This is a genomic window from Mesorhizobium sp. M1D.F.Ca.ET.043.01.1.1 (assembly GCF_003952385.1).
Taxonomy (GTDB): domain Bacteria; phylum Pseudomonadota; class Alphaproteobacteria; order Rhizobiales; family Rhizobiaceae; genus Mesorhizobium.
In genome coordinates this window covers 6163740-6177772 of sequence record NZ_CP034444.1, presented here as the reverse complement: position 1 = coordinate 6177772, position 14033 = coordinate 6163740, and the positions used below count along the sequence as shown (strand labels likewise).

The window sequence follows — 14033 nt, the reverse complement described above, 5'->3', positions numbered from 1 at the left end:
CTCCAAAGGGATAAAAGCGGGCGGGACTATAGGGCGGAGCGGTAGGGAGATTGAAGCCTGTTTGCGACATTGCGAAAGAGCCGAGCGACCCTGACGAACGAACGCGCTTTCCCAGGTGCCACCAATCAGAAATTCCTTTGTGCGCCGGAGTTAATCTAGGCGGAAGCCTGCATGAGCTTCTCGAAGACTCGCTGCTTGGCTCCGCGCACACTGTCCTCGAGCGGATTCGCCCGGGCGAGATGCGCGGCAATCGCGCTGGCCAGCATGCAGCCCGTCCCGCGCATCGATGCGGCAAGCCTGGGCATGTCGAAGCGGATGGGTTCCCGGCCGGAGCTCAACAGGATGTCCGTTGAGCTTGCCCCCGCCCCATGGCCGCCCTTGAGCAGCAGCGCCCGCGGCCCGGCCGCAAGCAATCGCCTTCCCTGCCGCAAGATGTCTTCGTCGTTCACGGCCAATTGCGAACCCGTCAGCACCGCCAGCTCAATGAGGTTCGGCGTGACCAGGCGGCAAAGCGGCATGAGATCACGTTTCATGACGTCGACGGCATCCGGTTCCACCAGCGGCCTGCCTGAAGAGGAAGCCAGCACCGGATCGAGGATTGCCGGCAACCGCGGATTTTCGCTCAGCACGGCGGCAACGGCGGCGATGGTCGGCGCCGTTGCGAGCATGCCGATCTTGATGGCCGCCACCTCGTTGGCCTGCAACGCTGCCCGCATCTGATCGGCGACCAGGCCGGGTTGCAGATGAAGGATGTCCTTTACGGCGCCATGCGTCTGCACCGTCACCGCGGTGACGGCGAGACAGCTCCGCAGGCCGATCGAGGAGATCGTCTCGATATCGCGGGCAATCCCGGCGCCGCCGCTGGAATCCGATCCGCCAACGACAAGCACGTGCGGGTCCCGGTTCAGCGCCATCGATCCGTCTTTTCGATCCATTCCCTGGTGCGCGCTTCGGGATCGGAATTCAGCGTTATGTCCGTGACCACCGCCGCGCTGTCGGCGCCGGCCCCGAAAACGCCGTCGAGCCGCTCGGGGTTGAGGCCGCCGATAGCAACCAGCGGGAGAGGCGCGACCTGTCCCTTCCACGCACGGATCCGCTCCAGTCCCTGCGGCGCCCATTTCATCTTCTTCAGGATCGTGGGGTAGATCGGGCCGAGCGCGACGTAGTGGGGCCTCGCCGCAAGGGCCGTTTCGAGCTCGGCATCATCATGCGTGCTCAGTCCGAGCCTGATGCCGGCCGCCTGTATCGCCGGAAGGTCGGCCGTTTGCAGGTCCTCCTGGCCGAGATGGACAAAGCCGCAGCCCTCCTCGATCGCCAGCCGCCAATGATCGTTGATGATGAGCTGGCAATGGTGCCGGGCGCACAAGGCTTTCGCCTTGCGGATTTCAGCGCGCAGCCTCTCCTCCTCCATGTCCTTGATGCGGAGCTGCACCAATCTGACGCCGAGCGGCACCAGCCGCTCGATCCATTGAGCGCTGTCGACGATCAGGTAGAACGGATCGAGCTTCATGAAAAAACCGCCTTGCCGATTGTCGGGGTCGACGGCACGGCGACATCGCGCGGCTCGAGCAATCCCGAGCCGAAGGCTTCGCGGCCGGCGTCGACCGCCTTGCTGAAGGCCCGTGCCATGCCGACCGGGTCGGCCGCCTTGGCGACCGCTGTGTTCAGGAGCACGGCGTCGAAGCCGAGTTCCATGACGGTTGCCGCGTGCGACGGACGCCCGAGCCCCGCATCGACGATCAACGCCACGTCGGGGAAATGTGCGCGCATCGATCGCAGCGCCGGGATGTTGACCGGCCCCAGCGCCGAACCGATGGGCGCGCACCACGGCATCAGGACCTTGCAGCCTGCGCCGAGCAGCCGCTCGGCGACGACGAGATCGTCGGTGGTATACGGGAACACCGTGAAACCGTCCTCGCACAGGATGCGGGCGGCTTCGACCAGGCCGAACACGTCCGGCTGGAGCGTGTCATGGTTGCCGATCACCTCCAGCTTGATCCAGGACGTGCCGAAGACTTCGCGCGCCATCTTGGCGGTCGTGACGGCTTCCTTCACGGAGTGACAGCCGGCGGTGTTGGGCAGGATCCTCACGCCGAGCGAGTTGACGAGGGACCAGAATTTCTCGCCGCCCCTGCCGCCAGCCATTTCACGGCGCAGCGAAACCGTCACCACCGAGGCGCCCGACGCCTTGACCGCATCGGCCAGGATGGCCGGCGAAGGATACTGGGCGGTGCCGAGCAGCAGGCGCGAAGGCAGCGCCGCTCCGAGAAGGTCGAACATGGCTAGCCTCCCTGCATGGGCGAAAGGACTTCGATCCGGTCGCCGTCGTTCAATCGAAATTCGGCCCGGTTGGCTTTGTGCACGACGTCGCTGTTGACGGCCGTCGCCAGCCAATCGCCTTCATAGTCAAGCTCGGCAAGCAGCGCCGCCAGCGTCGCGGCGGCACTGTCGAGCGCTTCTCCGTTGACGATCAGTTTCATGCGCAAGCTCCACGCGTTTGTCGGGATTGAACAGGATGTCGGCCGCCTGCCGCGCCATGGCGGGGGCAAGCAGGAAGCCATGGCGATAAAGCCCGTTGATGGCGACGCCGTTGCCGAGCGTTTCGACGCATGGCAAATTGTCGGCAAAGGCTGGACGGACACCAGCGCTCATCTCGACAATCGCCGCCTCGCCGAAGGCCGGATGGACCGCAAAGGCGGCGCCCGCCAGTTCCATCATGGAACGGACAGTGACCGGGCCGGCCTCATCGCTTTCGACCATCGTCGCGCCGGCCATGAAATGATGATCGGCGCGCGGCACGATGTAGAGCGGAAAGCGCGGATGCAGCAGCCGGACGGGGCGAGACAGCGAGACATCCGGCGTACGCAGGATCAGCATCTCGCCGCGAACGCCGCGCAGGGCCGCATCACCCGCCGCGATCCCCCGGCAGTCGACCTGGTGGTTGAAGCCCGCAAGGCCTTGGCCGTCGGTTGCGAAACGGAAGTCGACGCCCATCGCGACAAGCTTGTCATGAAGCGCGGCCATGGCCCGTCGCGGGTCGAGATGCGCTTCGCCGGGGAAGAACAGCCCGCGCCTGAAACGACCGGCAAGGTCCGGCTCCAGCCCAGCGATGTCGTCCTCGCCAAGCCAGCGATGGCCCGAAGTGCGGTTGGCGAAGCGGTCGACCTCGCCTGCATCGCGCGGCGCAGCCACGACGAGCGTTCCCGCACGTGTCGCCTGGCCGGGCAAAACAGCATCCCACCAGTCGGCGGCGCCGCGTCCGAGATCCAGCACCGGCTGCTCCGCGCTCTCGCGCTCGCACCATGGCGCCAGCATGCCGCCTGCGGCCCACGACGCATTGCCGCCCAGGCGAGGCCGGACCTCGGCGACGGTGACCGCCGCGCCGCGGCGGACGAGCTCATAGGCCACGGTGAGGCCGGCGACGCCGGCCCCTTTGACCAGCACCTTCATGACGGCTCGGCCGAGTTGGCGTCGACCGGCATGTAGAGATCGCCGCCGGCGCGGTATTTCTCCGCCATCGCCGCCATTCCCTCCTTCTGCGCTTCCGCGCGGATGTCGTGGGAGATGCGCATGGAGCAGAATTTCGGCCCGCACATGGAGCAGAAATGCGCCACCTTGTGTGCTTCCTTGGGCAAGGTTTCGTCGTGGAACGAGCGCGCCGTTTCGGGATCGAGCGACAGGTTGAACTGGTCTTCCCAGCGGAACTCGAAGCGCGCGCGGGAAAGCGCGTCGTCGCGGACCTTCGCAGCCGGATGCCCCTTGGCAAGGTCTGCCGCATGCGCGGCTATTCTGTAGGTGATGACGCCGGTCTTGACGTCGTTGCGGTCCGGCAGGCCGAGATGTTCCTTCGGCGTCACGTAACAGAGCATTGCCGTGCCGAACCAGCCGATCATGGCGGCGCCGATGCCGGATGTGATGTGGTCGTAGCCGGGCGCTATGTCCGTGGTCAATGGTCCGAGGGTGTAGAACGGCGCCTCGCCGCAGACGGCAAGCTGCTTGTCCATGTTCTGCTTGATCTTGTGCATGGGAACATGGCCGGGCCCTTCGATCATCACCTGGCAGTCCCTTGCCCAGGCAATCTTGGTCAGTTCGCCAAGCGTCTCCAGTTCGGCGAACTGCGCTTTGTCGTTCGCGTCGGCGATCGACCCGGGGCGAAGGCCATCGCCGAGCGAGAAGGAGACGTCATAGGCCCTGGCGATGTCGCAGATTTCTTCGAAGTGCTCGTAAAGGAAGCTTTCGCGGTGATGGTGCAGGCACCATTTGGCCATGATCGACCCGCCGCGCGAGACGATGCCCGTGACCCGGTCGACGGTCAGTGGGATGTAGTGCAGCCGCACGCCGGCGTGGATGGTGAAATAGTCGACGCCCTGCTCCGCCTGCTCGATCAGCGTGTCGCGATAGACCTCCCAGCTCAGGTCCTCGGCAATGCCGCCGACCTTCTCCAGCGCCTGGTAGAGCGGCACCGTGCCGATCGGCACCGGCGCGTTGCGCACGATCCATTCGCGGATGTTGTGGATGTTGCGGCCGGTCGACAGGTCCATCACCGTGTCGGCGCCCCAGCGGATCGCCCAGACCATTTTTTCGACCTCCTCGGCCATCGAGGAGGTGACGGCGGAGTTGCCGATGTTGGCGTTGATCTTCACCAGGAAGTTGCGGCCGATGATCATTGGCTCGCTCTCGGGATGGTTGATGTTGGCGGGGATGATGGCGCGGCCGCGCGCCACCTCGTCGCGCACGAATTCCGGCGTGACGAAATCCGGTATCGACGCGCCGAACGCTTCCCCATCCTGTTGCAGCCTGCCCCGCAGCATCTCGCGGCCAAGGTTCTCGCGTATGGCCACGAACTCCATCTCGGGCGTGATGATGCCTGCGCGTGCATAGGCAAGCTGCGTCACCGCCTTGCCGGCCTTCCCCCGCAGCGGACGATTGCGGACAGGAAATTCCGGCGTCAGCCGTTCGCCCGTCGCAAATCCGTTGTCCTCCGGCCGGACGTGGCGGCCGTCATAGGCTTCGACATCGCCGCGCGCCGCGATCCAGTCCTGGCGAAGCCGGGCAAGTCCTTTTTCGATGTCCGTTTCGATCGCCGGGTCGGTATAGGGGCCCGACGGATCGTAGACCGTCACCGGCGGCTCGCCGGCGGTGGGGTGGACGGCGATCTCGCGCATCGGAACCCTGACCTGCGGATGGAGGATGCCGCTCTTGTGGATCTTCCGCGACGCAGGCAGCGGTCCCGTCGAAACGGTGGGGGTCAAGGCATTCATTTGAGGCTCCTTTGCTCATCTGCATTGGAGACCCAGTTCTGTGCCGGAAGGATGAAAAGCCGCCTTGGTCCACCTGCGCGAAACAGGTCTTCGGGCATGGAGCCCCGCAAAGCGCTTGCACCGTCCCTACGCCAGTATGAACTGGATCAGGTTCAACGGGTCACTGCGCCGCGAAAGCCAGCAGTATCTCAGCCCCTTGCCGGGACTCCCCTGGTGAATGGCTCAAGTTGAACGGGCCGGCGCCGTCTTGTCAAGCGCATCAAGGCCGGCCGGGCCGACAATGGCGGTGGAGCGTAAGCCGACGGCGAAAGTCAGGCGAAGGCCCAGATGTCCTCGGCCTGGAAGCCGACCTGATAGCCGGCGGTCTTCAGCTTGACCACGACCTGGCCGATCTCGGCGGCCGGCAGCGCGCCGACCTCGATCTTGATCATGCCGGGCCGGTAGCGCTGGAGCTCGAGTTGGTCGAACACCATCCAGTCGGCGCCCTCGCAATCGACCAGGAAAGCGTCGATATAGCCGATGCCGTTGCGGTCGAGCAGCGTCTGCAGCGTCTCCGACGGCACCTCGATGTCCTTCAGATGCGGCGCGAACTTGTTGAAGTTGGCGTCGGCCTCGCCCCAGGCATTCTTGCCCGACATCAGATTGGTGTCGGTCACCGACGAGCAGCCGATGAACTCGATCGGCAGCGTGCCGGCCTCGAGCGCGGCGGCATCAAAGGTGTGGACCGTTATCGTGCCCTTTGTCCTGGTCACAGCCACCGGCTCGATGACGAAGCGGCTTTTGTCCGGATAATTGGCGCGCAGCCGCTTCTGGTTGTACGGGATCGGCTCGACCAGCATCGCCCGAGCACCCCTGATGCGGTGCAGCCAGGGCGTCACGTCGTCGAACAGCGCGCCGTCGCAGGCGCCGACATTGACCATCTGGAACGGCCGTCCACCGCCGAAGCGCGCCTTGAGCGCCGCCTTGGCGAGGAACTTGGTGCCGCGCAGCGCGGGCCCGCGATCGAGCAGGCTGGCAGGCAAGCCGAGCGACAACAGAACGCGCGCGAAGCTGGAAACCGGGCTCATGACTTGCCTCCGGGAACGAGATGCTGCGCCTCGCGCTGCCCGCCCGGGCTCGCCGATGCCCAGAGCGCCATCAGCGGCGCTGCCAGCAGCAGGAAGGGCGGCAGAAGGTTAGGGAAATAGATGCGGGTATCGTGGATCGGAAAGACGGTGAACTTGGCAAGCACGCCGAGCACCAATGCCGCAAGCAGGATACCGGCGCGGCGGTCGAGCCGGAACCCGGCGCGGTCGAGCCCATACCATCCGGCTAAAGCCAGCACGGAAACGCCGACCCAGTTGTTGACGTCGATGGCGCGCACCACCGAGGCGGCGAAAGCCTTGAGATAGGCCGCCACCGAGAACGGCGGCTCGAAACCGTCCATATTGTAGTGCTGCTCGATGCTGGAGAACCACAGATGCGGCCACCAGCCGGGATGCTGCGCCCAATGCGAGATGGCGAAATAGGCGACGAACGAGGCGGCAAAGCCCGCCAGCGCCCCCCACGCCTTCTGGCGGAACGCGACCAGCAGCACGGCGAAAATGGCGAGGAAGACGATGTTGTCCGGCCGCGCCATGAAGGCGAGGAAAAGCAGGATCGCCGTCGCCGCTTCGCGTTTGCGCACATAGGCAAATAGCCCGCCGAGAAACAGCGCCGAGCACAAGAGGTCGGGCGTCGAGGCCCGTGCCGCGTCGCCGAAAGCGGCCATGATCAGCACCGCGCCGACGACCGGCGCCAGCGCCAGCGCGCCTGCCGAGCGCAGCCAGGCGAGCGTGATCGCGCCGAACAACAACGCCGAGAACACCTGCACCAGCCGCATCGCTTCAACCGGCGAGACGACATGGCTGACACTCGACAGGATCCCGGCGTAGAGGAACTTGATCCGGTACATGCCGAGCAGCGAATGGAAGTCGGCAGCATTTTCCGCCATGTGGCTGCGGAAGCCGCCGCCATCATCGGACAACGTCTTGTAGTCGCCCGCCGACACGCCGGCTTTCACTGTGCTGTAGGCATAGTCATGCAGCGCCTTCGGATCTGGATAGGTGCCTTCTTCGGCAATCGCGAGGTAAGCCAGCATGTCCCAATTGGCATCTGGCATGAACCAGGCCGTCACAGCGGTGAGCAGGATGTAGAGCGAGAAGGCAGCCGCGCCGATCGGCGCGGCGAACCGTGCGTATGTTCCCTCGCCCCAGGCAAGACCGGCGCCGGTCAGCCGGTCGAGCGCATTGGTCGGGGCAATGGGCGGCCTGGTCAGCATCGCCGGCCTCAGCGGACCTGGCTCTTCACGAAATCCTTCACGATCGCCACGATGCCGCGCGACAGCAGGCTGTCGAAGGCATCGACGAAACGATCGACATGCTCGCGCTGGCAGATCAGCGGCGGCTCGAGCCGGATAACGTTGCGGTTGTATTCGGTGAAGGCGACGAGCACGTCGCAGTCGCGCAGGAGCAGCGAGCCGACGAAGCCGGAGAGCGAGCCCTTCAGCTTGTCGTCGAGCACGCTCACCACCGGACGCAGCACCATCGGCAAGGTGTGCGAGAAATCGTGAAACTCGAGCCCGACCATGAAGCCCTTGCCGCGCACATCCTTGATGATCTTCGGATATTTCGCCTTGAGCGCCTGCAGCCGCTGCAGGAGGTAGTCGCCAGTCGAAGCCGCATTGTCGATCAGGCCCTCGTCATAGAGGACGTTCAGTGCCTCGATCGCGGTGACGCAGGCCTCGCCCATGCCGCCGAACGTCGCCATGGCATGGATCATCGCCGTCTTCGGCGTGCCATAGGCCTTCATGTGGACGTCGCGCCTGGCGATCATGGCGCCGACCGCCGCCTTGCCGCCGCCGAGCGATTTCGCCAGCGCCGTCACATCCGGCACCACGCCATAGTGCTCGAAGGCGTAGAAACGGCCGGAGCGGCCATAGCCGCACTGCACTTCGTCGGCGACCCACAGCACGCCATGCCGGTCGCAGAGCGCGCGCAGCTTCTGCCAGTATTGCGCCTCTGCCTGGATGATGCCGCCGCCGCCCTGGATGGTTTCAAGCACGATCACGCCGATCTCGGGATCGCTCTTGAACAGGCGCTCGACCGCGTCGATGTCGGCAAAGGGAACGCGCACGACATTGTCGGCCACCTTGAAGTCGGCCCGGTAGAGCTGGCCGTCGGTGATCGCCAGCACGCCCTTGGTCTTGCCGTGGAAGGAGTTCTCCGCATAGACGATCTTCGGCCGCTTCGGGCCGGCGGCGCGTTCGGCGAGCTTCACCGCCGCTTCCATGGCTTCCGAACCCGACGAGCCGAGGAACACCATGTCGAGATCGCCGGGCGAGCACTTGGCGATGTTGTGCGCGAGCGCCGCCGCATATTGCGACATGAAGGCGATGGCGATCTCCTGGCGCTTCTCCTCCTGGAATTTCTTGCGCGCTTCCAGGATGCGCGGATGGTTGTGGCCGAAGGCCAGCGAACCGAAGCCGCCGAAGAAGTCGAGTATCTCGCGGCCGTTCTGGTCGATGTAGAACATGCCTTCGGCGCGCTCGACCTTGACCTTGTGGAAGCCGAGCAGCTTCATGAAATGCAGCTGGCCCGGATTGAGATGCGCCTTGAACAGGCCGGTGATGCGGGCGACGTCCATCGCCTTGGCCTGCTCGACGCTGATCAGGTCGGGCTTGGCGATGGTGGCGGGCGACAGCGCCGGCGCCTCGACCAGCGCGCGCGTGCCCTTGTGTTCCGGCTTGGCCATGACGGTCATCTCGAAAATCTCCCTTCGTCGCCTTATTCGGCAGGAACCTGTTCGGTGGCGACGGCGTGGCCGTCCTTCTTGGCGCGGTATTCGCTGTAGGCGGCGATCAGCATGTCCTCGTCGCGATATTGCGGCACCCAGCCGAGCTGGCGCTCGGCCTTGGACACGTCGAGCACGCAGTCCTCATCGGCGATCAGGTATTGCTCCGGATCCATGATCGGCATGTTCAACTGGTCGAGCAGGTCCAGCGTGCGCTTGACCGCCCAGCCCGGCGTCGGCAGCAGAATCGATCTCGAGCCGGCATGGCGGATCAGGTCGCCGAGCAGCTTTCTCACCGGCGGCGGATTGAGCGAGCCAAGATTATAGGCCTCGTTCGGCACGCCGGCCTTCCAGGCCGCGCGCGCCGCCTCGGCGCAGTCGAACACCGAGATGAACTGGTAGGGGTTCCGGCCGGAGCCGATCATCGGCACCGGCAGGTTCCAATCGATCAGCTTGAAGAGCTTTTCCAGGATGCCTAGGCGCCCGGGGCCGATGATCAGGCGCGGCCTGAACAGCGAGATCGACATGCCGCGCTTGCGCCATTCGGCGGCGAGCTCCTCGGTCCTGAGCTTCGACAGGCCATATTCGCCGAGCGGCGCCACCGGGTGCTCCTCGGTCATCGGCAGCACCACCGTATGGCCGTAGATCATGTCGGTCGTGTAGTGCACCAGCTTCGAGGCGCCGGCCATGTCCATCGCCTGGATGATGTGCTCGGTGCCGTGGAAATTCACCGGGAAGAAGAAGTCGTGCCGCCTGGCGCGCACCTGGATCGGCGACAGCATCTTGGCCGACAGATTGTAGACCATGTCGTCGGCCCTGAGGCCGACTGCAGCGACCGAAGCCGGATCGGTCACGTCGCAAGTGATAAAGCGCACCGAACGATAGTGCGGCAGGTCGCTCTTGACGATGTCGGCGACAACGACGTTCTCGCCGACATCGGCAAGCTTGGGGGCAAGGTGACGGCCGACGAAACCGTCGCCTCCGAAAATCACATGTCTCATCGAACGATCTCGCTTGTGCCGATCTTGTCGGAAGTGATGGAAGCGGTTTGGTCCTCCTGCCCGCGGCCGCCCAGATCGCGGCCGCCCAGATCGCGGCCGCTTTGCGCGATCAGCACGGTACCGACGCAGATGCAGGCAATGCCGGCGATGCGCCAGCCATTGAGGTCCTCGCGGAAGACGAAATAGGCAAAGACCGCGACCGCGACATAGGCGAGGCTGAGGAATGGATAGGCGAAGCTGAGCTCGACCTTCGACAGCACATAGAGATGCGAGGCCATCGAGATGACGAAGGTGCACAGGCCGAGGAAGACCCATGGGCTGAACACGATCTGCAGCAGCTTCAAGAGCGGATTGACGCCCTCGAACGAGATCGGTCCCATCGACATCATGCCTTGCTTCAGCATGAGCTGCGCAGCGGCATTGGTCAGGACCGTGAAGAGAATAAAGACGATGTATTTCATTGTTGCCACCCCGCCCCAGAGCGGTCCTACTACAAACCCGCAAATATTTCGTGAAATCACATGTCTATTTTGAGTAAACCCCGAAATTAACGTTCTATTTACCAAGACTTACTCAAATTCGACCTATTCCGCCGCCTCGGCCGCACCTCGTCCAACATCCAGTTTTTCGCTGTCCGCGCCCAGAAACTCGATAGGAAGGCGGGATCGCGAAGCGCCTCCAGCCGCTGCCATTCCGGGAAGGACGCCGCGAAGGTTTCGGGGCCCATGCGCGCATCCTTGTAGGGATTGACGGCGCCACCGGCCTCGACCGTGATGCAGTCCAGCTCGGCGAGGAGGCTCAGCGTCATTTCGCCTTTGTTGGGGAAATCGAGCGTCAACGTGTAGCCGGGCCGCGGGAACGACAGCAACGCGGGCGAACGGACGTCGCCAAACCGCTTCAGCACCGTGAGAAACGAGCCTTGGCCTGCCCGCCGCGCCGCTTCGAGCAGGGTCGGCACGGCGCGCCGCGCGGCGGTCTCAGGCACCACGCTCTGGTGTTGGAAAAGCCCGCGCGGCCCATAGAGCCGGTTCCAGTCGCGAATGCCGTCGAGTGGAAAGAAGAAGCCCTGGTAGCCCGCCCGGCGCGCATCAGGCGAGCGGCCCTTCTTCCACCGATAGGCAGCGTTGAAGACGGTCAGGAACGGGCGGTTGAGCACGTTGAAGGGAGGCCGCACGGGCACCGAGAGCCGGCTGCCTGCCCGTGTGGCGGCATGCGAGCCGTGCTCGGCATGGTTGCCGGTGAACAAAAGGCCCCGCCCGCGCTCGTGGCCGCCGGCAAGCTGATCGATCCAGGCGACGGCATATTCATTGGCCTTGTCGGCGGCATCCGCAAGGTCGAAGAATTCGCCGAGGTCACGAAACCGGGTCGCCTTCTCGACGATGTCGAGCGAGGGCACAGGCATCAGCCGGATCGACGCCGACAGGATCAATCCGGTGAGCCCCATGCCGCCGATCGTCGCCCTGAACAGATGGGCGTTGTCGGAATCGGAGCAGCGATAGATCCGGCCGTCGGACCGCAGCAGGGTCAAGAATTCGACATGACACCCGAAAGTGCCGCGCCGGTGGTGGTTCTTGCCGTGGACATCGTTGGCGATGGCGCCACCGAGCGTGACGAACTGCGTTCCCGGAACCACGGCCGGAAAGAAACCGTAAGGCGCGGCATGGGCGATGATGTCGCAAAGCAGCACCCCGGCATCGGCCTCGATCGCGCCCGTCTCGGCGTTGAAAGCGCGGATGCGGTTGAGCGGCCGCATGTCGGCGACCGTGCCGGCGTCGTTCTGGCAGCTGTCGCCATAGGAGCGGCCATTGCCGTAGCCGATGAGCGAACCAGGCTTGGCCGCGCCGCTCTTCAACAGCGTGATGGCATCGTCGGCGGGGATGGAATGGCGCGCCGGAGGCGTCGCCAGCCCGAAGCTGCCGAAGCGTTCGCCGCCCGCCGTCACCAGCCCCAGCCTCCCGCGACCAGAAGCACCGCGCCGATGGCGACCACGATCTGGCTGCGCCAGTCGCGGATGATGAAGACGACCGGATCGTCGTGCATCTCGTCGCGCCGCGCGAGGATCCAGACCCGCATGGTGAGATAAAGCACGATCGGCGCCAGAGGCCACATCAGCCACGGATGCGGATAAAGCTCGCGCACCGCCACACTGTCCATGTAGAGCGCCAGCACCAGCGCCGAGGAGAAGGCCGAGGCCATGCCCGCCTGGGCGACGATCTCCTGGTCCTCGGTGCGGTAGCCGCGGCCGGCGATGCGCTCGCCGGCCGCGATGGCGGTCGTGCGCAGTTCGACGAAACGCTTCACCAGCGCAAGCGACAGGAAGAAGAAGATCGAGAAGGCGAGCAGCCAGAACGAGACGTCGACGCCGGTGGCCGCCGCGCCCGCCAGCACGCGGATCGTGTAAAGGCCGGCGAGGGTCAGCACGTCGATCAGCAGCATGCGCTTGAAGGACAACGAATAGGCAGTGGTCACGACCATGTAGCCGCCGAGCGCGCCGAGGAATTGGATCGGCAGCGGGCAGCCGATGGCGATGCCGATGGCAAGCAGCACGGCGACGGCGCCGAGGCCGAACGGGATCGATAGCACACCGCTGGCGAAGGGCCGGTTACGCTTGGTCGGGTGCTTACGGTCCAGCGCAAGGTCGAAGAAGTCGTTGACGATGTAGATGGCGGAGGCGACGGCGCTGAAGGACACGAAGGCCAGAACGCACTGCCAGATCATGCCGACGTTGAAATACTCATGCGACAGCACCATCGGCACAGCGATCAGCGAATTCTTCAGCCACTGATGGACCCTCAGCATCTTGACGTAGGTCCTCAGCGTCCGCTTCGGCGCCGGCATCGTCTCGGCGCCATGCGCCGCCTGCCAGCGCCGGGCGCTGCGGTCCGGCGCGACGACGATGGCGTTGCGCGCGACGTCGAAGACTTTGAGATCGTGCCGGCTGTTGCCGGCATAGTCGAAGCCGCCATCGCCGTAGGCGGCGACCAGCGAGGCGCGCTTCCTGGCGGCAGTCAGATCATGCGGTCCGTCCGTCGCCAGCACGCGGTCGAAGATGCCGAGATGCGCCGCGACCGCCTCGGCGAATTTGCGCGGCGTGCCCGTAGCCAGCACGATCCTGCGGCCTTCCTTATGCTCGGCGCGGAGGCGCCCGAGCAATTCGGCCTGATAAGGCAGCGAGGCCGGATCGATGTCGACGCGCGCGGCGATTTCCCGCTTGAGCCGCGCCGGACCGCCGGTCAGCCAAAGCGGCAGGAAAAAGAGGTAAAGCGGGTTCTTCTTGAGCAGGATGAACAGGCCTTCCCATAGAAGGTCCGTTGCAACCAGTGTGCCGTCGAGGTCGACCGCAAGCGGAATTGCGTTCCTGTCCGACCGCGCGTCCATTGTTGCCTTGCCCTGCTCGCCCCGCGCCGTGTTTCGGCGCCCTCGCGACGGATATAACGGGAGATGGCGGAGCGAACGTTAAAACGTCCGGTTGCAACGCGCTGTACAGACGGTATTTCCGGCGGCATCGTTAAGCCGCGGCTACCGGAAACGATAAAAGGCCGGACATCCGCCCGGGCCTTTGCCGATCGTGCTTATAGGCGCTCCTACTTGATACGGGCGATGCCGCCCGAGATCTCGACCGTTTCCGAACCGGTCAGCGCTTCGAGGTCACCGTTGGGCAGGGTGACGAAGCAGCCATTCGGGCAGAATTCCACCGTCTCGCCGGCGGCCAGCGCCAGCTCGGTCTTGCCGCCGCCTTCGGTGACGATCAACGTCCGCGTCTGGGCGTCCTTGTTGACCGCGCTGGCGGCAAAAGCCGAACCGCCGAGAGCCAGGAAAGCGATGGCGGCAACGACAGACTTCCACATTGCAATTCCGGTGTTTCCACACCGCCTCTGTTCATTTTCGCAAGGCATTCTCGCCCTTTGCGTGAGAGCTTATATGAGATGTAACCTGAACCGCAACTGAATGCCGCATTCAT

13 protein-coding genes, 1 pseudogene and 1 riboswitch are annotated in these 14033 nt (G+C 64.8%); all 14 genes and pseudogenes read right to left on the bottom strand.

The window, feature by feature from the left end; genetic code table 11:
* Window positions 1-155: 155 nt before the first annotated feature.
* The 14 genes and pseudogenes from EJ067_RS29560 to EJ067_RS29495 all read right to left on the bottom strand — a co-directional run bounded on the left by EJ067_RS29560 (window position 156) and on the right by EJ067_RS29495 (window position 13920).
* Window positions 156-914, bottom strand: coding sequence for a hydroxymethylpyrimidine/phosphomethylpyrimidine kinase (locus EJ067_RS29560; RefSeq protein WP_126088669.1), 759 nt, complete (start codon window positions 912-914; stop codon window positions 156-158).
* Window positions 905-1510, bottom strand: coding sequence for a thiamine phosphate synthase (locus EJ067_RS29555; protein ID WP_126088668.1), 606 nt, complete (start codon window positions 1508-1510; stop codon window positions 905-907). The genes EJ067_RS29560 and EJ067_RS29555 overlap by 10 nt, the downstream gene beginning before the upstream one ends.
* Window positions 1507-2280: a thiazole synthase gene (locus tag EJ067_RS29550; RefSeq protein WP_126088667.1), complete on the bottom strand. Its 774-nt coding sequence runs from the start codon at window positions 2278-2280 to the stop codon at window positions 1507-1509. Before EJ067_RS29550 ends, EJ067_RS29555 begins: the two co-directional genes overlap by 4 nt.
* Before the next feature lie 2 nt (window positions 2281-2282).
* The gene (gene thiS, locus EJ067_RS29545) at window positions 2283-2480 is read right to left on the bottom strand and encodes a sulfur carrier protein ThiS (RefSeq protein ID WP_126088666.1); all 198 of its coding nucleotides are present in this window, start codon (window positions 2478-2480) and stop codon (window positions 2283-2285) included.
* A complete protein-coding gene (gene thiO / locus EJ067_RS29540; RefSeq protein WP_126088665.1) occupies window positions 2407-3450 on the bottom strand; it encodes a glycine oxidase ThiO in 1044 nt (347 codons plus the stop codon). The genes thiS and thiO overlap by 74 nt, the downstream gene beginning before the upstream one ends.
* Window positions 3447-5261, bottom strand: coding sequence for a phosphomethylpyrimidine synthase ThiC (gene thiC / locus EJ067_RS29535; protein WP_126088664.1), 1815 nt, complete (start codon window positions 5259-5261; stop codon window positions 3447-3449). The genes thiO and thiC overlap by 4 nt, the downstream gene beginning before the upstream one ends.
* Before the next feature lie 105 nt (window positions 5262-5366).
* Window positions 5367-5483, bottom strand: a riboswitch (TPP riboswitch).
* A gap of 89 nt (window positions 5484-5572) precedes the next feature.
* Window positions 5573-6328 (bottom strand): FkbM family methyltransferase, encoded by a 756-nt coding sequence (locus EJ067_RS29530; protein WP_126088663.1) that lies wholly within the window; start codon window positions 6326-6328, stop codon window positions 5573-5575.
* Window positions 6325-7560, bottom strand: coding sequence for a hypothetical protein (locus EJ067_RS29525; protein WP_126088662.1), 1236 nt, complete (start codon window positions 7558-7560; stop codon window positions 6325-6327). The genes EJ067_RS29530 and EJ067_RS29525 overlap by 4 nt, the downstream gene beginning before the upstream one ends.
* An 8-nt stretch (window positions 7561-7568) precedes the next feature.
* Window positions 7569-9041 carry an aspartate aminotransferase family protein gene (locus tag EJ067_RS29520; RefSeq protein WP_126088661.1) on the bottom strand — a complete coding sequence of 491 codons (1473 nt, stop codon included), beginning with the start codon at window positions 9039-9041 and terminating at the stop codon, window positions 7569-7571.
* Window positions 9042-9064: 23 nt separating this feature from the next.
* Window positions 9065-10072, bottom strand: a complete 1008-nt coding sequence (locus tag EJ067_RS29515) for an NAD(P)-dependent oxidoreductase (RefSeq protein WP_126088660.1) — start codon at window positions 10070-10072, stop codon at window positions 9065-9067.
* Entirely contained in the window at window positions 10069-10533 is a 465-nt protein-coding gene (locus EJ067_RS29510) for an EamA family transporter (RefSeq protein ID WP_126088659.1), read from the bottom strand. Before EJ067_RS29510 ends, EJ067_RS29515 begins: the two co-directional genes overlap by 4 nt.
* A gap of 123 nt (window positions 10534-10656) precedes the next feature.
* Window positions 10657-12014, bottom strand: a pseudogene (locus EJ067_RS29505) (FAD-binding oxidoreductase).
* Complete coding sequence (locus EJ067_RS29500; protein WP_126088657.1) at window positions 12011-13450, bottom strand: UbiA family prenyltransferase; 1440 nt, start codon at window positions 13448-13450, stop codon at window positions 12011-12013. The pseudogene EJ067_RS29505 and the gene EJ067_RS29500 overlap by 4 nt, the downstream one beginning before the upstream one ends.
* 206 nt (window positions 13451-13656) lie before the next feature.
* On the bottom strand, window positions 13657-13920 hold the full coding sequence (locus EJ067_RS29495; RefSeq protein WP_126088656.1) for a hypothetical protein: 264 nt from the start codon (window positions 13918-13920) through the stop codon (window positions 13657-13659).
* Between the last annotated feature and the right edge of the window lie 113 nt (window positions 13921-14033).